The 18,383-nt window shown below is 62.8% G+C and carries 16 protein-coding genes; 8 read left to right on the top strand and 8 right to left on the bottom strand.

Features of this window, described 5'->3' with window-relative positions; all coding sequences use genetic code 11:
• Positions 1-5 precede the first annotated feature (5 nt).
• From NJU76_RS25135 to NJU76_RS25125, 3 genes are all read right to left on the bottom strand, one after another.
• Entirely contained in the window at positions 6-329 is a 324-nt protein-coding gene (locus NJU76_RS25135; RefSeq protein ID WP_256567137.1) for a MoeA family protein, read from the bottom strand.
• 173 nt (positions 330-502) lie between these two features.
• Positions 503-985 carry a hypothetical protein gene (locus NJU76_RS25130; protein ID WP_254533141.1) on the bottom strand — a complete coding sequence of 161 codons (483 nt, stop codon included), beginning with the start codon at positions 983-985 and terminating at the stop codon, positions 503-505.
• 72 nt (positions 986-1,057) lie between these two features.
• Positions 1,058-2,623, bottom strand: a complete 1,566-nt coding sequence (locus NJU76_RS25125; RefSeq protein WP_254533140.1) for a uracil-xanthine permease family protein — start codon at positions 2,621-2,623, stop codon at positions 1,058-1,060.
• A gap of 346 nt (positions 2,624-2,969) precedes the next feature.
• Between NJU76_RS25125 and NJU76_RS25120 the strand changes: the two genes are divergently transcribed.
• The gene (locus NJU76_RS25120) at positions 2,970-4,859 is read left to right on the top strand and encodes a CocE/NonD family hydrolase (RefSeq protein WP_254533139.1); all 1,890 of its coding nucleotides are present in this window, start codon (positions 2,970-2,972) and stop codon (positions 4,857-4,859) included.
• Positions 4,860-4,884: 25 nt separating this feature from the next.
• Here the strand turns inward: NJU76_RS25120 and NJU76_RS25115 are convergent, their stop codons facing one another.
• Positions 4,885-5,052 carry a hypothetical protein gene (locus NJU76_RS25115; protein WP_254533138.1) on the bottom strand — a complete coding sequence of 56 codons (168 nt, stop codon included), beginning with the start codon at positions 5,050-5,052 and terminating at the stop codon, positions 4,885-4,887.
• Between the two features lie 179 nt (positions 5,053-5,231).
• Between NJU76_RS25115 and NJU76_RS25110 the strand changes: the two genes are divergently transcribed.
• Positions 5,232-5,657 (top strand): universal stress protein, encoded by a 426-nt coding sequence (locus NJU76_RS25110; RefSeq protein ID WP_254533137.1) that lies wholly within the window; start codon positions 5,232-5,234, stop codon positions 5,655-5,657.
• A gap of 48 nt (positions 5,658-5,705) precedes the next feature.
• On the opposite strand, the gene codB is transcribed toward NJU76_RS25110, so the two are convergent.
• The gene (gene codB, locus NJU76_RS25105) at positions 5,706-7,094 is read right to left on the bottom strand and encodes a cytosine permease (protein ID WP_254533136.1); all 1,389 of its coding nucleotides are present in this window, start codon (positions 7,092-7,094) and stop codon (positions 5,706-5,708) included.
• A gap of 156 nt (positions 7,095-7,250) precedes the next feature.
• On the opposite strand from codB, the gene NJU76_RS25100 reads away from it, so the two are divergent.
• Positions 7,251-8,537, top strand: coding sequence for a cytosine deaminase (locus NJU76_RS25100; RefSeq protein WP_254533135.1), 1,287 nt, complete (start codon positions 7,251-7,253; stop codon positions 8,535-8,537).
• A 139-nt stretch (positions 8,538-8,676) separates the two neighbouring features.
• Here the strand turns inward: NJU76_RS25100 and NJU76_RS25095 are convergent, their stop codons facing one another.
• Positions 8,677-9,435, bottom strand: coding sequence for a cyclase family protein (locus NJU76_RS25095; protein WP_254533134.1), 759 nt, complete (start codon positions 9,433-9,435; stop codon positions 8,677-8,679).
• Between the two features lie 234 nt (positions 9,436-9,669).
• Here NJU76_RS25095 and NJU76_RS25090 point away from each other — a divergent pair, with 234 nt between their 5' ends.
• Positions 9,670-10,572, top strand: coding sequence for an FAD binding domain-containing protein (locus NJU76_RS25090; protein ID WP_254533133.1), 903 nt, complete (start codon positions 9,670-9,672; stop codon positions 10,570-10,572).
• Complete coding sequence (locus NJU76_RS25085) at positions 10,566-11,072, top strand: SRPBCC family protein (RefSeq protein ID WP_254533132.1); 507 nt, start codon at positions 10,566-10,568, stop codon at positions 11,070-11,072. The genes NJU76_RS25090 and NJU76_RS25085 overlap by 7 nt, the downstream gene beginning before the upstream one ends.
• A 114-nt stretch (positions 11,073-11,186) precedes the next feature.
• Here the strand turns inward: NJU76_RS25085 and NJU76_RS25080 are convergent, their stop codons facing one another.
• Positions 11,187-13,688 carry a xanthine dehydrogenase family protein molybdopterin-binding subunit gene (locus tag NJU76_RS25080; RefSeq protein ID WP_254533131.1) on the bottom strand — a complete coding sequence of 834 codons (2,502 nt, stop codon included), beginning with the start codon at positions 13,686-13,688 and terminating at the stop codon, positions 11,187-11,189.
• Positions 13,689-13,690: 2 nt separating this feature from the next.
• Entirely contained in the window at positions 13,691-14,203 is a 513-nt protein-coding gene (locus NJU76_RS25075; protein WP_254533130.1) for a (2Fe-2S)-binding protein, read from the bottom strand.
• Between the two features lie 105 nt (positions 14,204-14,308).
• Here NJU76_RS25075 and NJU76_RS25070 point away from each other — a divergent pair, with 105 nt between their 5' ends.
• The 3 genes from NJU76_RS25070 to NJU76_RS25060 all read left to right on the top strand — a co-directional run bounded on the left by NJU76_RS25070 (position 14,309) and on the right by NJU76_RS25060 (position 17,222).
• Entirely contained in the window at positions 14,309-15,739 is a 1,431-nt protein-coding gene (locus NJU76_RS25070) for a dihydroorotase (RefSeq protein WP_254533129.1), read from the top strand.
• Between the two features lie 3 nt (positions 15,740-15,742).
• A complete protein-coding gene (locus NJU76_RS25065) occupies positions 15,743-16,021 on the top strand; it encodes an NTP transferase domain-containing protein (protein ID WP_254533128.1) in 279 nt (92 codons plus the stop codon).
• Between the two features lie 436 nt (positions 16,022-16,457).
• The gene (locus tag NJU76_RS25060) at positions 16,458-17,222 is read left to right on the top strand and encodes an IclR family transcriptional regulator (protein ID WP_254533127.1); all 765 of its coding nucleotides are present in this window, start codon (positions 16,458-16,460) and stop codon (positions 17,220-17,222) included.
• Positions 17,223-18,383 lie beyond the last annotated feature (1,161 nt).

Genomic DNA, 18,383 nt, shown 5'->3' with positions numbered 1-18,383 from the left:
TATCGTCACTCGAAGACGGTCGTCGGGATCACGTCGACCTGCGCTCCCGCCTCAAGTTCGGGACGCGCAAGCCGACCGTCGTCGACCGTCGCGTCCTCACGCTTGCAGACGGTGTCCGCACCCCCGGGCAGCGGCGCGCCCGTCGCGATCTCGATCGCCTGCCCGACCTCGATCGTCGGCGGTTCCGTCTCCGGGAACACGCGCTGCTCAACGATCTCGAGTGGCCCCTCGTCGGCCGCGGCGAAGGCGTAGCCGTCCATCGTGGCGCGGTCGTTCGACGGCCGGTCGGTCTCGGCGGTCACGTCCTCGGCGAGTACTCGGCCGGACAGTTACTCGAGCGACGCCGTCGTCGTCGGCTGGTCCTCGAGCGCGGCGTCGCGACAGGCGAGCGTCCGGTCGATCGCGTCGTCCAGCGGAAGGAGGTTTTCGTGGTCGGATATGCTCGGAGTTCGACGCGGAGAGAGAAAGTCCTTGTGACGAACTCTCGCGATCGGGCGACTGACTACTCCGCTCTTGCTGATCGCCCGCCGTTGTCAGTGTCGTCCGCGCCGGCCATTTCGTCTCGTTCGGCTCGGACCGTCTCGATCGCCGCCTCGAGTTCTTCGTACAGCGCCTCGACGTCCTCGGGGAACACCTCGACGGGTTTGGGCTGACTGTGCGTGTGGATGCGGACGCGATCACGGTGGCGGTAGGTGCGATAGACGCTCCAGAGAGAGAACAGGACGATTCCGATCCCGACGAAGGCGTTCTCGGCGATCGAGTAGACGCCGAAACCGGCGAACGTGAGGCTCAGTATCGCGAGAAACCAGTCGAACGATTCGTTGCTGATCTCGCTGACGTTGGTGTAGGGGACGCTCGTCGTCTCGTCGTCGCGGCGGACGAGGACGCGGCGGTCGGTCACCGCGATCTCGTCGCCGGATCGAAGCCCGCCTCGGAAGTTGAGTCGCTCTCCGGTCTCGAGATCGAGGCCAGTTCGGCTCGGCATTACCGTCACTCGACGAGCGCTCGTATTCAAACTTTCCCCGGTCAAGCGTAAAATCCGCGGTGGATCGGCCGACTAGTCGGCCTTGTCGACCGGTTTCGGTTTTTCGGACGACCCGATCCGCTCGAAGAACGTGACGAACTCCTCGTCGTCCTCGGCGAGCTGTTCCCAGTGCTCGAGACCGCGTTCTTTGCGGGTTCCGCGAATCGTGTTGTCGAGCACGAAGGCGATGGTGCCGCCGACGGCCATCGTGGTCGATCCGAACACGTAGATCGTGTCGGAGACGATCTGTTGCCCGAGGACCGGTCCGATCAGCGTCGCACCCGAGGTAATATCCTGAAACGCGGCGGCGCTCCCAACGTTCGCCATGTACTCCGGAATGGCGAGTCCGAGGAAGAGCGCGATCCCGATGATGAAGACGTTACGCGACGCGTCGAGGTCGACGTACTTGAGGTTCGATAGGCCGACCGCGGCGATCTGTCCGAACATCGCAATGTACAACGCACCGACGATAGGGCCCGGAATCGTCGTGATCAGGGCGCCGAAGTAGCCGACGAATCCGACGATCAGCATGACGATCGCGCCGATCTGGACGACGTATCGGGAGGCAACACCGGTGATACCGATCGCGCCGATGTTTTCACCATAGGAAGTTGAGCCGTTGCCCGTCCCCATGATCCCCGCGATGACGTTCCCGATTCCCTCCATTCCGATACCGTGGTTGATCCGTTTTTCGCTCGGCGCACCGACGCCGGCGATCCGGGCGACGGCGTAGTAGTCACCCATGCTTTCGATCATGGACGCCATGACGCCGGCGAACATCCCGATCGCGAAGGCGGCGGTAAACTGCGGCATCCCCCACTGCAGCGGCGTGATTATCTGTATCGCGGACGCGTCGGCGATCGCTCCGGTATCGACGTAACCGAGCGTATTTGGACCGTAGATGCCGGTCACCGAGAGGACTGTAGCAGTGATCCAAGCGGCGACCACCCCCAGCAGAACGGGGAACAGTTTCGCGTAGCGACTGTATTGGTCGAGGTACTGCGAGAACAGTACGATCAGGAACAGGGTGAACCCGAGCAGCCACCAGTTCTGATCTGCTCTCGTGACGTCTGCGGTGCCGACCAGCGAGAGACCGATCAGCACGATCACTGGCGCGATGACGACCGGCGAGAGGTAGTACTTGAGTTTGCCCAGGGCACCGACGTAGCCGAGCAGAACCTGCACCAAGGCAGCCGCGATGACCGCGCCTTGTAACTCGAGGATCGTTGCTTCCCACCCGGTGCCCATCGCCGCGATGATCGCAAGCGCCGGTGCGAGCAGGGCGAACGTCCCGCCCTGAACGATCGGATACCGGTTCCCGGCCGTCGTCTGTAACAGGGTCGCGATCCCCGAGACGACGAAGAACGTGCCGACGAGTCGAGCCGTCTCTGCTGCGGGCATCTCCATCGCACCCGCGAGGACCAACGGAATCGCGACCGTCGCGCCGATCATCGTCAGATAGTGCTGTAACCCGAGCAGTATCGACGTGCCCAGCGGCGGTTTGTCTTCGATGCCGTATTCGACGAACGATGCCTCATCCCGGGAGATTTCCCCCCCGTCCGTAGTGATCTCATCCGATGTGTCGCTGTGATCCGTCATTGATATCACCACCTGTACCGTAGTGCGTGTGTCGAGCGTTTACACTTGTACAGGTATAGCATGATTGGCAGAGCGAATACACATAAAGATATCGCTGCGAACAATGTCCGCTTGGTCATCAATTAGTAGGGCTGTTCGATGAACGATTCCGTAGCGTTCGTCGACTCTCATTGCCAGACAAGATAATCGGTCTGGAGACTCGTGGAAAATATCGGATCTGAAATTCCGACGGTTCGCGCCCGCGAGAGGTTCAGTCGAACCGCCGTATCGAGAGACCCTGTTTCGGCGGCGATCGAAGCGTAACCGGGGAATAAACTATTACACTCCGACCGAATCAATAAACGTGATGGCAGCTGATCCGGACTACGCAGTCACCGCTGAGTTAGACGTGATGGTCGAGATGCGAGACGGTACCGAACTCGCGACGGACATTTATCGGCCGACCGACCCCGAGACGGGGGAGCCGATCGACGATCCGAAGCCCGCGCTCCTCGACCGGACCCCCTACGGGAAGCGCGGCCGAATGGAGCGCCACGGCGAGTGGTTCGCCAAGCGCGGCTACGTCGTCGCTATTCAGGACTGTCGCGGGCGATTCGACAGCGAGGGCGAGTACTACATCTTCGTCAACGAGCCCGAAGACGGCTACGACACCGTCGAGTGGCTCGCCGACCGGGCCTACTGCGACGGCCAGGTCGGCACGATCGGCACGTCCTACGGCGCATGGGTCCAGACGGCGCTCGCCACGCAGGACCCGCCACACCTCGAGGCCATGTTTGTCAACCAGGGCGCGGCGAACGGCCGCGAGGCGACGTTCCGCCACAACGGCGCCTTCGAACTCCGCTGGCTCTGCTGGGCGTACACCCTCGGCGGCGGCTTCGCGAAGCGGGCACTCGAGGATTCGGATATCCAGCAACGGCTCGCCAACGTCGACGTCCGGGATGTGCTCGCGAACGGCCCTGTCCAGCCGGGACAGTCGCCGTTGCGACACATCCCCGACTACGAGGGGTGGGCGTTCGACATCATGACGCGAGGGGCCGCGAGCGACGAACTCTGGCAGGAACCCGGGCTCAACTTCGAGGCCTACTACGACGAGATGGCGGACGTCCCGACCGTCTACTCGGGCGCGTGGTACGACTCCTATACGAAGGCGACCTGCGACAACTTCGAGGCGCTCGCCGAGCGCAAAGACAGCGACCACTACCTGCTGATGGGACCGTGGACTCACGGCTGGAACACCTATCCCCTCCCATCGTGGAACAAGCCCTACTCCGGCGAACTCGAGTTCGGCGAACAGGCGCTGCGCGACTATCAGGAGACACGGCTGCGCTTCTTCGACCACTACCTGAAGGGCGCGGACACCTGGGCGGATCAGCCGACGGTGGAGTACTTCCAGATGGGGACCGGCGACGGCTCCCAAACCCGCGACGAGCGGCTGTTCCACGGCGGCGAGTGGCGCTCCGGCGACGAGTGGCCGCTGCCAGAGACCGAGTTCGAGACCTACTACGCCCACGGCGACGGCCGACTGTCGACGAACGAGCCCACCGTCGAGGACGCCGCGACGAGCTACGAGTTCGATCCGCACGATCCCGTGCCGACCCTCGGCGGTAACTGCTCGTCGTACATCACCTACGAGCCCAGAGACGAGAACCTGATCGAGTACCCCCTCTCCGAGCGCAACCTGCAGGACATCACCGGCCGCGGCGGGTTCGACCAGCGCACCCGACCCGACACCTTCGGTGCCGAGGCGCCCTACGGCCCGCTCGAGGAGCGCAACGACGTCCTCGTCTACCGGACGGAGCCCCTCGAAGAGGATCTCGAGATCGTGGGCCCAATCCGCGTGCGCGTCTACGGCTCGACCGACGCACCCGACACCGACTTCACGGCGAAGGTGATCGACGAGTACCCGCCCAGCGAGGAGCATCCGAACGGCTTCGCGGTAAACCTCGCTGACTCGATCTGTCGCGGGCGATATCGCGGCTACCGCGACGAACCTGACCTGCTCGAACCCGGCGAAGTATACGAGTTCTACATGAAACCGTACCCGACGGCGAACGTTTTCAATGCGGGCCACCGCATCCGGCTCGACATCTCCTCGTCGAATTACCCGCGGTTCGATGTGAACTACAACACCGGTGGCCCGCTCTACGGCGACCGCGAGTACGAGGTCGCGACCAACGCCGTGCACCACGACGCGGAGTACTCGACGCACGTCGAACTGCCCGTCAAGCCGCGGTAACGAATCGAACTGAAGGGGTCCTGTTTTATCGACCGATCGTCAGCGCCCAGAGGAGCCAGACCGCCGCGACGGTCAACCCCATCGCCGCGAACCCCGCAGCGTAGCTCTCCGTTGCGGCCAACAGCCAGCCCACGAGCCACGGGTACGCCAGCGCGCCACCGTTTCCCACGAGCAGCATTCCGGACAGCGTCACCCGGGATCGTCGGCCAGCTCCGAGAACGCGAGACTGAACAGGGGGCCGAACGGAATCCCGGAGCCTTCATGGCTACGGTAGTGTGTACGGACCGGTAATAGCGCTCCCCTCGCGGCAGTCGTTCCCGAATCGTGGGAGATCGGGGAACTACTACGTCGCTTGCCGCCCAACTATCGGCTATGCCCGAACGGATCCTGGTACCCGTCGACGGTTCGAACAGATCGGTGGAAGCACTCGAGTACGCGATCGAAACGTTCCCGGACGCCTCGATCACGGCCATTCACGTCCTCGAGGTCGGACGCGGCGACATCGGGACGCTCTCCGGGATGACCGGCGACATTCCCGACGAGCGGCCCGAACGCGAACGATCCGAGGAGATCCTCGAGTCGGCCCGCGAGCTCGCGGCGGACCGTGGCACCGAGATCGAGACCGAACGCGGCCGAGGGCGACCGGACCGACTGATCGTCAAGCGTGCCGAGGACGACGACTACGACATGATCGTCATCGGCAGCCACGGTCGAGACGGCGTCACTCGCGTCCTCCTCGGGAGCGTCGCGGAAAAAGTCATGCGGCGGTCGTCGATGCCCGTCCTCGTCGTTCGATAGGTCGTCTCGAGAAATCGACGCCGAAATCAACCCACGTTTTCGCGGCGGTCAGACTCGGTCGGCGTCCTCGTGAACCCGGTGAGCCGGAAGCAGACCGGTTTCCTCGAGGGCGTAGTAGCCGACGACGTGAACGACCACAGCGGTGATCATCCCGTTGAGAGCGGCCATTCCCGGAATCAGAGCCGGTGCCGTGACGCCCGGCAGCACCGATCCGGCGGTCAGGATCGCGACGAGACAGCCGGCGGCGTAGGCGAATACGCCAACCCACCGGACGCCTGTGAACTGAACGCCGTCCATGCGGGGAACCGATCCCCGCCAACAGAGTAGGAAGTCGGCGATAATGACCGCACCGAGGGGCGGAATGTACTGCCCGAGGAGTTCGAGCCACGGCAGGAGAAGTTCGTCGGCGCCGGCCAGCGCGAGGAGGATCCCGATCGCACACCCAGCGATGACGAACGGCCGCTTTCGATCGAACTCGAAGGCCTCGGCTCCGGCGACGCTGAACGCGTAGGCCGCATTGTCGTTGGTCGTCCAGATGTTCAAGATCAGCGCAATCAGGCCGACGGACGCGAGCCCCTGTGCGACCAGCACCTCGTAGAGGTCGCCCGAAGGAGTCACGTCGTAGACGGTCCCGCCGACCGCACCGCTGAGAAAGAGGAAGCTGTTGCCTACGAGGAACGCGATCAACCCGGCCCAAAAGGCGATGCGCGAGTTGATCGCGAACCGCGCCCAGTTCGGGGCCTGCGTACCCGCGCTGATGAACGTCCCGACGACGATCGTTACCGCGAGACCGAACGACATCTCGCCGCCGCCGGTCTGCGACATGAGGCCGTCGATCCCGCCGGCGTCGCCGGCTGCGAGAGCGATCGAAAGCAGCCCTACAATCACGAGAAAGGGTACTGCGACGTACGAGAGCTTCTCCATGCCGTCGTATCCGAAGTACGCGGTCGACATGTGTAACAGGCCCCAGATAAGAATTACCGCGCCGACCATCGTCGCGCTCTCGAGGCCCAGATACGTTGCCGTCGGAATAGCAACCATCGGGATCGTTACGCCGAACCAGCCGACCTGCGTGCCGCCCAACAGGAGATCTGCCCACTTGGCACCGATCCGGCCGAACGAGTAGCGAGCGAGCAGGACGGTCGTGAGCCCCGCGTTCGCGGAGATTGCACAGAGGAGGGCGACGTACGCCCCGAGAATGATGTGGCCCACGACCATCGCGGTCAGCATCTCCTGAAAGCCCATCGCCGCGCTGACTTCCGCGCCCGCCCACATCGTCCCCGCGAAGAAGACGAGTCCGAGTAGGACGGCCGAGAGGCTGATCAATCCCTTCCGCTCGTCCTTCGGGACGTGATCGAGTGGGTAGTCGGGATCCGATAGGTCGTCGTCGCCGAACACAATGCGATACCAGTCGAATCTATCGTCAGATGTTGCCATATAGCGTGACATTCTATCCCACAATAATCAATCTTTCTGATAGAAGTGGAATAGATCCGCCAACTTTCGGCTATTCGTCCACCGGTTGTTCGATCTACTGCCTGTTCACAACGGCACCCTCGGTACTATTATTATCGTGGACTGGAATCCATGCATATGACCTCGTGGATCGTCACCGACGCCACCGCCGTCGACGGATCGTCGATCGACATCGCGATCGAAGACGGACGTATTTCGCGCCTCGAGTCGACCGGATCGATCGATCCGACGGCCGTCCCGGAGTCCCGGCGGTACGACGCCGCCGGCCGGTTCGTGACGCCGACGCTGACCGAACCGCACATCCATCTGGACGCGACGCTCACCGCCGGCAACCCGACGTGGAACGAGTCGGGCACGCTCGCCGAGGGAATCCGGATCTGGGGGGATCGGAAGGACGCTCTCGAGGCCGACGACGTGAAATCGCGGGCCGAACGGACGGTCGAGTGGCTCGCGGCCCATGGCGTCACCCGCGTCCGGACCCACGCCGATACGACGGAGATGTCGCTGACCGGCGTCGAGGCCCTGCTCGAGCTCCGGGAAGAAGTCGCGGACCTGGTCGACCTACAGGTCGTCGCGTTTCCGCAGGACGGGATCTTCACCGACCCGACTCACGAGGATCTGCTCCGGGAGGCCCTCGAGATGGGGGCGGACGTCGTGGGCGCGATTCCGCACAACGAACACACTCGCGAGGACGGCGTCGCGTCGGTCGAACTCGCGATGGACCTCGCGGAGGCGTACGATCGACCCGCTGACCTCCACATCGACGAGACGGACGATCCGGGGTCGCGATTCACCGAAGTGCTCGCCAGCGAGGCGAGCAAGCGCGGGATCGGCGACCGCGTGACGGCGAGCCACGCGACGGCGATGCACTCGTATCCCAACAGTTACGCGGCGAAGGTAATTTCGCTGCTCGCCGAGAGCGGCGTCGACGTGATAACCAACCCGCCGGACAACTCGGTGTTGCAGGGGCGACACGACGACTACCCCCGCCGCCGTGGTCACACTAGAATCGACGAACTGCGGGCGGCCGGGGTCACCGTCGGGCTCGGTCACGACTCCGTGATGGACCCGTGGTATCACTACGGCCGCGGCGATCCGCTCGACGCCGCGTTCGTGCTGCTCCACTACGCGCATATGAGCGGTCGCGGTGACGTCGAACCGATCTGGGAGATGCTCACAACGGTGAACGCGAGCGCCTTCGGCGTCGACGAGTACGGGCTCTCCGTCGGGGCGGAGGGATCGCTCGTCGTCTACGACGCTCCGGACCCGTTCAACACGCTCCGGACGCGAGCACCGCGAACGCTGGTCCTCAAGGAGGGACGCGAAATCGCGCGGACGGAGCCCGCGAGCACCCGGGTCGTCCGCGAAGAAGAAGGCGATCGGCCAATCGACTTCCAGCGCTAGCATCGTCTGAACGACTGTCCCGTTAGTACCGGACGGTCGATGCTACGTCGTTTTCGGCCCCAATTTTCCCCTCGGATACGAGGAGAATCGCGGTACATATCTCACGACTTCGAATCCGAAGCAAAAACTGTCGAGTCCGTTACTCGAACGCGACGACGCGGGAGACGCTGGATTCGCCGCCGCGGAACCGCCACGGGAAGGTTCCGATCTGAACGCGCTCGTTGAGCAGTTCCGCGGGGACCTGAGCGTTCTCGACGTGGATGATCCCCTCTGGGAAGAGCTCGGTGTGCATGATCTGATACCCCTCGGGCGGGAAGATCTCGTCGAGGTCGTCGACGCCGAGGTGGTCGGCGGCTTCCTCGGCGAGTTCCGGGCGGACGTCACGGATGACCGTGTTCATCGGGTGGTCCGCGCTGCCGCAGTCGAGGATGAGGTAGTTCAGGTTCATCTCCTTGCACCACTCGGCGAACTCGGCGTTCGGACCGGGGTGTTTGCAGAAGTACCGGTGCGGGTCCGCCTCCTCGGTGTGCCACGCGTGGTCCTGGTATCCCGTGTGGATGAACAGGATGTCGCCCTCCCGGACGTCGCAGACGTCCTCGATCATCTCGCTGGTGTAGACGTCGTAGTCGCCGACCTTGTTGGAGATGTCGGCGACCACCGCGTCGCCGACCAGTTCGTCGAGGCCGACCTCCTCGATGTCCCGCCCGCTCGCGACGAAGTGTTTCTCGCCGTCGAGGTGCGTTCCGGTGTGATTCATGAATTCGATCTTCTGTCCGTTCACCTTCTCCGTGTCCAGGCTCTTCTCGTACCAGACCTTGGGATTGTCGTACGTCGGCCAGGCCGGCGTGTCCTGTGACCACGGCTGCGTCAGGTCGTACATCTCGTAACCGTCGAGCATGGATCTATCCTTTCGTTGCGTCTCACTTAAACGTACGTGAACAGGCCAGTCGGACGCTACGCCGAACGTCCGCTATCTCTTGGTGACCCGTAACAACATTTATTAGTCCGGTCGATCAAATCGTATGATACCGCGTGACAGCCCAATGATCACACATACCAGCCACGAGTATCGGTACGGTTCCGACCGTCGACGGGCAGCCGTTGGCCCGACGCTCGCTCGCCTCGAGGGAGTATGAAGCCGGCACCGTTCACCCATCACCGACCGGGGACGGTCGAGGAAGCGCTCGAGCTCCTCGACGAACTCGAGGAGGCCGAACTCCTCGCGGGGAACCAGTCGCTCGGCATCGTGATGGCGAACCGACTGGCAACTCCCGATCACCTCGTCGACCTCAACGGCGTCGACGAACTCGAGTTCATCGACGTCGACGACGACGCGGTCCGAATCGGTGCGATGGCGCGCCACCGGACGATCGAGCGCTCGGACCGACTCGCCGAGCGCCTCTCCATGCTCCCCGAGGCCGCCGAGCAGATCGCCGGCCCGTCGGTGCGCAATCAGGGGACGATGGGCGGGAGCATCGGCGAAGCCGATCCGGCGGGGAACTACCCCGCGGCGCTGGTCGCGCTCGAGGGAACGCTCCATCTCCGGTCGACCGAGGGGAGTCGGGACGTCCCCGTCGACGACTACTTCATCGCCTACATGTTCACGGACCTCCGCGAGGAGGAACTCATCGAGTCCGTTTCCATACCGACGGGCCCGTTCCCTCCCGAGCGGACCGGCATGGCATTCGTCGAACTGAAGCGGGCGGCTCAGACCTTCCCGACGGTCAGCGCGGCTACCGCGATCCGGGTCGACGATCCGACTGCGGACGACCCCGTCATCGAAGACGCCCGGATCGCACTGGCCAACGCGGCGGACGTCCCGCTTCGCGTCGAGGAGGCCGAGGCCCACGTCGAGGGGACTCCCCTCTCGGTGGAGGGACTGGAGGCAGTCGTCGAGACCGTCTCCGGGGCGGTCACGCCCGAGTCGGAGATGCACGCCGATCGAGACTACAAGGAGGAAGTGGCCGGCGAGTACGCCAAGCGCTCGCTCGAAACGTCGTACGAACGCGCGGTAGCAACGGAGACACAATGTTAGAATTCACCGGCGAAAACGAGATGGGACAGTCGAAAGAAGAACTATGGCCGCACTTCACGGACACCGATATCCTCGCCGAGTGCGCGCCCGGATGCAAGGAGATGAACCTCGTCTCCCCCCACGAAATCGAGGCGGTCATGGCCGTCGGCGTCGGGAGCGTCAAGCCCGAGTTTGACGTCGACGTCGTGGTCACCCGCACTGACCGTCCCGACGTGCTTGAGATGAAGGCGACCGGTCACGCGCCGCGAAACGAGTTCGAGACGGTCGCGGAGATGGAACTCCGGGAAAACGACGGCGGAACGACGGTCGTCTGGTCCGCGTCCGCCGACGTCTCAGGGACGATCGCCAGCCTCGGCGGCCGCGCGCTCAAGAGCGTCACCAACCGTTTGGTCGAGAAGTTCTTCTCACAGATGCAGGAGAAAGCCAACGAGGGCGTCCCGGCCGAATCGGAACTCGAGGCCGCGCCCGAAGAGGACGCCGCGCTCGAGTCGGACAACTGAACTCGAACTCGCATCCTTTTTTGTCCGTCGAAGACGGTTCGCTCGAGCGACGGCGATCCTCGAGGGATTCGGTCGATTCGAACGGAGAACGGACAAATACGGAACGGCGCGTCGTTACTTGTCGCGCTCCCGCAGCTTCTTCCGGAGGTGGTCCGGTGCGACCGGGATCCGGTCGGCGGGTTCGTCGGCCGAGAGCGGCTCGAGAGCCGCGTTGATCGACGTGGCGATGCTCGCGGGGGCGTCGATCATCCCACCCTCGCCGACGCCCTTCGCGCCCGTCTCGGTGAACGGCGACGGCGTCTCGGTGTGTTCCATCTCGATCACCGGCATCTCCTCGATCGACGGCAACAGGTAATCGAACAGTGTGATCGCCTGAGGCTGGCCGTCGTCCTCGTAGCCGAACTCCTCGAGCAGCGCAGCACCTATCCCTTGGGCGATCCCGCCGTGGGCCTGTCCCTCGACGATCATCGGGTTGAGCATCGTCCCGCAGTCGCGGACGGTGTAGAACTTGAGGATCTCGACTTCGCCGGTCTCCGCGTCGACCTCGACGATGGGGGCGTTCGCGCCGAACGCGGCGGTCGGGTAGACCGGATACTTCCGCGTCAGCGCCTCGTCGAACTCCTCGAGGTTCGTCGCGGGGTGGTCGTAGTTGTATCTTACGCGGGTCCGCCGGTCGCCGGCGTCATTCACCGCCGCGTCGAGTTCGGCGAGCTCGGCCAGCGAGAGCGAGTCGTTGGTGCCGAGCCGATCGACTGTGCCGTCCTGATAAGAGACGTCGTCGGTCGAGACGTCCCAGTGATCGGCCGCGAGCGCCTCGAGGTTGGCGACGAGCCGCTCTGTGACGCCGACGGTCGCCCCCGACAGCATCACGGCCATGCGAGAGGCCGCGCTCCCGTACTCGGTTGGCGCGTCGACGCTGTCGAGGTAGTCGACCTCGATGTCGCTGGGCAGGACGCCGAGTTCGTCCGCGAGCAGCTGGGAGACCAGCGTCTGGTGGCCCTGTCCGGAGGAGTCGGTCGCGAGGTACGCGCGAACCGACCCGTCCTCGCGGATTTCGGCGCGAAGGTGTTCGGGCAGTTCGTCGACCTCGTCGCGCGAGCGCTCCTCGAGGTCGTCCTTGTCGGTCCGCTGGCGGTCGGTCCAGTCGGAGCCGCTCGCCCCGGGTTCGATGATGACGCTTGGCTGGACGCCGCGGTACTTCCCCTCCTCGCGCTTCTCGGCGACGACTTCGGGGTCCAGCATGCCGCCGTCGCGCTCGTCGTCGATGATCTCCTCGATTCGGTCGAGCGTCGCAGGGTAGTCGCCCGAGTCGTAGAGGTTGTGTGACGGGAGCCGGTAGGGCATCTGGTTGGGCGTGATCAGGTTTCGACGCCGGAATTCGCTCGGATCCATGTCGAGTTCGCGGGCGGCCTTGTCGACGATCATCTCGAGGGCGTAGATGTGGGGGTCGACGCCGAACCCGCGGTAGGCGGTCTGGGACGTCTTGTTCGTTAGCACGAGGTCGTACTCGTAACTGACGTCGGCGATTTCGTAGGAGTTCGTCAGCACCGACAGCGGCTTGAGCACCTGATTGATCGGGTACCGCGGGTACGCGCCGAAGTCGTCGACGAACCAGACGTCGAGGCCTCGCATTGTGCCGTCGTCGTCGACGGCCATCCGGACCTCGTACGTGCGGTCCGAGGAGTGCATGTCGCCGCCCTGGAGGTTCTCGATTCGGTCCTCCTCGAACTTCACCGGCCGCTCGAGTTGCTGGCTCGCCATCGCGGTCAGACAGCAGTAGCGGTGAATCCCGATTTTCGTCCCATAGCTGCCGCCGACGTCGGCGGGGACGTTCACCCGTACATCGTCGGCCGCGTAGCCGAGCGTCTCGTAGATCATGTCGTCGACGAGGGTGTGCAACTGGATGTTGCAGTCGATGTCGAACGAGTCGGTTTCGTCGTCGTAGCGGGCGACGGCGCCGGCCGTCTCGAGCGGGACCCCAGAAATGCGCCCCCACGTGTACTCCCCTTCGACGACGCGGTCGGCGTCCGCGAAGGCCGCATCGGGATCGCCGAACTCGAGGTGTTCGTTGTCGACGACGTTCGTCCCTACGGACTCGTGGACGACGACGTCGTCGTCGCGGGCATCCATCCCGTCGGCGACCGCGTCCATGGTCTCGTACTCGACGTCGATCAAGTCGGCGACGTCCTCCGCGACGTACCTGTCGGTGGCGACGACGGCGGCGACCGGTTCGCCGACGAACCGGGCCTTCTCGTCGGCCAGCGACCACTCGGGCAGTTCGACGGGATCGCCGCCCTCTCCCGTCGCGACGCGTCCGACCCCCGTCGGCATCGGATTGTACTCGGCTTTGATGTCGTCGGCGGTGAGCACGAGTTCGCAGTCGGGGTGGGCCTCCGCCTCCGCGGTGTCGATGGCGGCGATCTCCGCGTGTGCGTGCATGCTGCGGACCAGTGCCATGTGCAGGCAGTTCTCCGGCGTGATATCGTGGATGTACTCGGCCTCGCCCGTCAGAATGCGATGGTCCTCGACTCGCGGGAGGCCCTGTCCGGTGAACGACTCGCCGCCGGACTCCGGTTCGGCGTCGGTCTCTGCCTCGGTGGGGTGTGACGTCGACATGATCATTCCTCCACGGCGTCAGCGGCCCGTTCGACCGCCTCGTAGATGTTCTGGTAACCTGTGCAGCGACAGATGTTGTCCGCCAGCCCCTCCTCGATCTCCTCGCGCGTCGGATCAGGATTCTCTTTGAGCAGTTCCTTCGTGGCCATGACGAACCCGCTGGTGCAGAAGCCACACTGGAGGGCGTGGCTCTCGTGGAACGCCTCCTGAATGGGGTGTAACGACTCCGTCTCGTCGTCGGCCAGTCCCTCAACGGTCTCGATTTCCGCGCCGTCGGCCTGGACTGCATAGGCGAGACAGCTCTTCGTCGTCCAACCGTCCTGCTGGACGGTACACGCGCCGCAGACGCCGTGTTCACAGCCGACGCGGACACCGCGCAGTCCGCACTCGTTCCGGAGGAAGTCTGAGAGTTTCAGTCGCGGTTCGACCTCCGCCGTCACCGGTTCGCCGTTGACGATCACGGTGATCTCCTCGGTCGGCCGTTTGGTAGTGTCACCGGTGGTATCTGTACTCATGATATTTGGTATACTGTCGACCGCCGCATAAACGTTGTGCTGCGCCACGGTCCCTCGACCATTCGAACAATTACACTCAAGTACGTTGGGGTGAGTGGACATTGTATGGTCGAATCGACCGTAGACCTCCGAGTGACCAACGCGCGAGTCGTCACTCCGGACGGGACGATCAATGGCGGAGTGGCAGCGAACGACGGCGTCATCGTCGGCGTCGGTACCGAATCGAACCTCCCCGAGGCCGACCGAGAGATCGACGCCGCGGGCAACTACCTGATTCCTGGGTTCATCGACCCCCACGTTCACTGGGGGCTCTCCCGGTACGAGTACGAGTACCACGAAGGACTCGAGCACGACTTCGAGACCGAGACGCGGGGCGCGATTCACGGCGGCGTCACGACGGTCGTCAACTTCCTCCTCCAGAAGGAACCGTACCTGCCCGACATGAAGTTCTTCAAACGCACGGGCGAGGAGAACTCCTATATCGACTTCGCCTACCACGCGATCGTCCATCAGGACCACCACGTCCAGGAGATCGAAGAGCTCGCCGAGGAGGGGATCCGCTCGTACAAGATCTTCTTCAACTGGTACAAGAACGCCTCGCCCGAGCTCGGGATCGACCACTCCGACGCTGGTGGCGTCTACAAGGTACTCGACAAGGTGTCGGAGATCCCCAACGGCGTCGTGATGTTCCACGCCGAGAACGAGGACCTCGCGATCGAGCGGCGGAAGGAACTTCAGGAAGAGGGTCGCAACGACCTTAAGGCCTGGAGCGAGTCGGCGCCCAACATCTGCGAATCGATGCAGATCGAACAGATCGGCCAGCTTACCGAGTACACCGATTCCCGGGCCTACATCGTTCACATGAGCACGGCCGAGGGCGTCGACATCTGTAAGCGCTACCAGGAGCAGGGCGTCAACCTCCACGCGGAGACGCTGCCGGCGTTCCTTTCCCACACCTACGAGCAGGACGACCTCGGCGTCTGGGGCAAGATCTCGCCGCCGCTTCGCGGCCAGGAGAGCAAGAAGCGCCTCTGGGAGGGAATCCGAAACGGCGTCGTCGACTACGTCGGTACGGACCACTGCCCACATAAACTCGAGTTCAAGGAGAAAGAGGAGGGCAAACACGGCGACATCTGGGAGGCAATTCCCGGCGACAACAACGGCATCGAGTACTTCCTCCCCGTGATGATGAGCGAGGGCGTCAACAAGAACCGCATCAGCATGGAGCGACTCGTCGAGGTCTGTTCGACGAACAATGCCAAGCGCTGGGGATTGTACCCACGCAAGGGGGCGATCGCCGAGGGCTCCGACGCCGACATGGTCATGGTTGACCTCGAGAAGAGCGCCGTCGTAGACGACGACTTCTATCACACGATGGAACCGCGCTACTCCACCTTCCACGGCGAGGAACTGACCGGTCTCCCGACCCACACGATCGTCGACGGCGAGGTCGTCGTCGAGAACGGCGAACTGCTCGCCGAGCCCGGAGGCCGAAACTACCTGCCACGCGGCCCCGAAGGCGTCTCGCTCGAGTGAGCCATGAGCAGCATCGTGGGCGTCCTGCTGGCCGCCGGTACCGGCTTGCGGTTCGACGACGGAAACAAGCTGCTGGCCCGATTCGAGGGCGAGCCGATTGTCCGCCACGCCGCGTATACGCTCACGAAGTCACCGCTCGACCGCGCGATCGGGATCGTCGGCTACGAGGCCGACCGCGTCCGTCCCGTCGTCGCGGACCTGCTCGACGAAACGATCACTAACGACAAGTACGACAGCGGGCAGAGCTGGTCGGATCGAATCGCCGTCCGTCCGATGCGATAATTGTACGGACACCGACCGGGAGCGACGCCGTCTCGTCGATCGCCGTGACGTGCGTAATCGGGTCCCCGCGCCGATACGCGTCGACGACCGCCCACGTTCGATCGTATCGAATACCCCGGCCGAGACGCTCGATGATCTCGAGGGAGGAGCTTCCCTACGGATATACGTTCCCGTTTTCCATATTCGGATACAGTTCCTCGAGCAGTTAATGTATTATCTAATGATACTACTGTCCAGTGATGTGGGACGGTCCTTCGAAACGAGACCAACGGGTACGGGCGCTTATGTGAGCGGTAGCCTTCAAAAATGTCTCTGCTACGACCGATTCCGAAGGGATAACCTGATGACAGGGTCGAGATCAGACGAACTGTCGTCATACGAGAGCTGCGTCCTACGATACGGAACAACTATGTGGACGGATGGCAATTATTGCGGCATGGCAGAGAATCGCACGGGCGGAATACAAGCGACCACTCGAACGTTCAGAATCGTCGAAGCGGTGAGCGAACTCGAAGAAGTGGGCGTCACAGAGCTGGCCGCACACGTCGAACTACCGAAGAGTACCGTGCACCACCACCTGATGACGTTAGAGCGAGCGGGATACGTAGTCGGCGAGGACGGCGAATATCGTCCGGGATTGAAGTTCCTCCAGATCGGCGAACGCGCGAGGGGACAGCACGCGCTGTACCAGGTCGCTCGCCCCGAAGTCAAGAAACTGGCCGAAAAGACCGACGAGCTCGCCGGACTGATGGTCGAAGAACACGGCGAGGGCGTGTTTATTTTTCGAGACGGCGGATCGGAAGCCGCCCACATCGATACCGGTATCGGTGACCGCGTCCCGCTCCACTGTACGGCGCTCGGCAAGGTCATTCTGGCGTATCTCCCTGATGACCGTCGCGACGAAATCATCGATCAGCACGGGCTGCACGCAATCACCGAGAACACGATCACGGATCGGGAGGTCCTCCGTGACCAGCTCGCAGAGATCTGCGACCGACAGATCGCGTTCGACGACGAGGAACGATTAAACGGGCTCAGGAGCGTGGCAGCGCCGGTATTCGACGGGACGGATCGAGTCATCGGCTCGATCAGCGTGGCCGGACCCATGCACCGCATGCAAGGAACATACTTCCGCGAGGAACTCCCAGAGCAGATTCTCGGCGTCGCCAACGTGATCGAACTCAACATTCAGTATCTGTGATTTGTCCGACGATATAGAACACCATCCGTTGGGCTTCGGACGGTTAACTCTCGATTCAGTTTCGAATTACCCCTCGTTCTGTCGGCCTCGGAATAGTGGTCGTATAATGGGCACGTACCTAATACGTTTACAACCATACGGAAGTAAACGTTGAGAGAAACGCATCTCTTGAAAATTTACAATAATCCGGTAATAAATGGCCAAGAGCGGATCTGCAAACGAGTTGGGATGCGGACCGCCAGTCATACTCTTATCTGTATACATCCATACGATCGTAAATACGTTCCTCTCCGACGAAAGCGAGCTGATCCATCATCGGCGACAGCGGCTAAAGCGCAGGCCCTTTGACGACGGCGAGAGCAGCCTTGAGCCGCCGGCTATCCGACAAGTCGAAAGATCGCTCGAGTTGCTCGTGAACGAGAGCGGTAGCGACACATGCTAACGCAGCCGGCATCCGGACGGACTTTAGCACTGATCGGCGATTTCAAGCGGGACTACGTATGACACAATTGGCTTTCGACTAATCCACGCCGACCGCTCACGCGGCTAGCCCGGCGGTACGGGGGGATCGTGTGAAGCGCAGGCCGCCACGTGAGTCGGGAGTCGAAACCCGACACCGCCATTTCACCAATATTTTATATTATACTATTTTAGATAGTACGGTACCGAACGGCCGAGATCCTGAGCTTAAATCGGATTCGGAACGTCGACTTATAGTTAACAGACGAGGTCGATCGAATCACATTTCGCTTACTCGAACGATGGCTACCAGATTTTGTATATCAGGTATTAGCAGAGGAATCGATGGTGAAAATCGAATCTCCCGGCTACTTTCGAAGAATACCGGACAGAAGGGATCACGCGTTGGTCGTCGAATCAGCGCGGCCGCTCAGCGCTCTACACCGCGAACACGGATTCCGGTCCCGGTAGCAAGCGCACAGGGATCGAGCCGCAGTAAAAAATCTACTTTGGAATATAGTACTGGATTACTATCAGATATAAGACTGTTTAAAAGGATCGATTCGACGATCACCGAGAGACGGACTCAGAGCTACTCGCCACCCAAATCACGAATGCGGAGGCAATAACGAACCGGACGGACCACCGGTTCGAACGGCGATCGGAACCGAACGGGCTGGTTCGGTCCGTGTTCCGAGCGCG

It is taken from the genome of Natrinema gelatinilyticum, from assembly GCF_024266705.1.
Lineage (GTDB): Archaea > Halobacteriota > Halobacteria > Halobacteriales > Natrialbaceae > Natrinema > Natrinema gelatinilyticum.
Note: the sequence above shows the minus strand (reverse complement) of the source record. Positions and strands in the feature narration are given on the sequence as shown.

Excerpts from the sequence above, each read along its gene's own strand:
- NJU76_RS25090 (WP_254533133.1), top strand. The coding sequence starts at position 9,670 with ATGAAGCCGGCACCGTTCACCCATCACCGACCGGGGACGGTCGAGGAA.
- NJU76_RS25065 (WP_254533128.1), top strand. The coding sequence starts at position 15,743 with ATGAGCAGCATCGTGGGCGTCCTGCTGGCCGCCGGTACCGGCTTGCGG.
- NJU76_RS25110 (WP_254533137.1), top strand. The coding sequence starts at position 5,232 with ATGCCCGAACGGATCCTGGTACCCGTCGACGGTTCGAACAGATCGGTG.
- NJU76_RS25095 (WP_254533134.1), bottom strand. The coding sequence starts at position 9,435 with ATGCTCGACGGTTACGAGATGTACGACCTGACGCAGCCGTGGTCACAG.
- codB (WP_254533136.1), bottom strand. The coding sequence starts at position 7,094 with ATGGCAACATCTGACGATAGATTCGACTGGTATCGCATTGTGTTCGGC.
- NJU76_RS25075 (WP_254533130.1), bottom strand. The coding sequence starts at position 14,203 with ATGAGTACAGATACCACCGGTGACACTACCAAACGGCCGACCGAGGAG.
- NJU76_RS25120 (WP_254533139.1), top strand. The coding sequence starts at position 2,970 with ATGGCAGCTGATCCGGACTACGCAGTCACCGCTGAGTTAGACGTGATG.
- NJU76_RS25085 (WP_254533132.1), top strand. The coding sequence starts at position 10,566 with ATGTTAGAATTCACCGGCGAAAACGAGATGGGACAGTCGAAAGAAGAA.
- NJU76_RS25125 (WP_254533140.1), bottom strand. The coding sequence starts at position 2,623 with ATGACGGATCACAGCGACACATCGGATGAGATCACTACGGACGGGGGG.
- NJU76_RS25060 (WP_254533127.1), top strand. The coding sequence starts at position 16,458 with ATGGCAGAGAATCGCACGGGCGGAATACAAGCGACCACTCGAACGTTC.
- NJU76_RS25100 (WP_254533135.1), top strand. The coding sequence starts at position 7,251 with ATGACCTCGTGGATCGTCACCGACGCCACCGCCGTCGACGGATCGTCG.
- NJU76_RS25080 (WP_254533131.1), bottom strand. The coding sequence starts at position 13,688 with ATGTCGACGTCACACCCCACCGAGGCAGAGACCGACGCCGAACCGGAG.
- NJU76_RS25070 (WP_254533129.1), top strand. The coding sequence starts at position 14,309 with ATGGTCGAATCGACCGTAGACCTCCGAGTGACCAACGCGCGAGTCGTC.
- NJU76_RS25130 (WP_254533141.1), bottom strand. The coding sequence starts at position 985 with ATGCCGAGCCGAACTGGCCTCGATCTCGAGACCGGAGAGCGACTCAAC.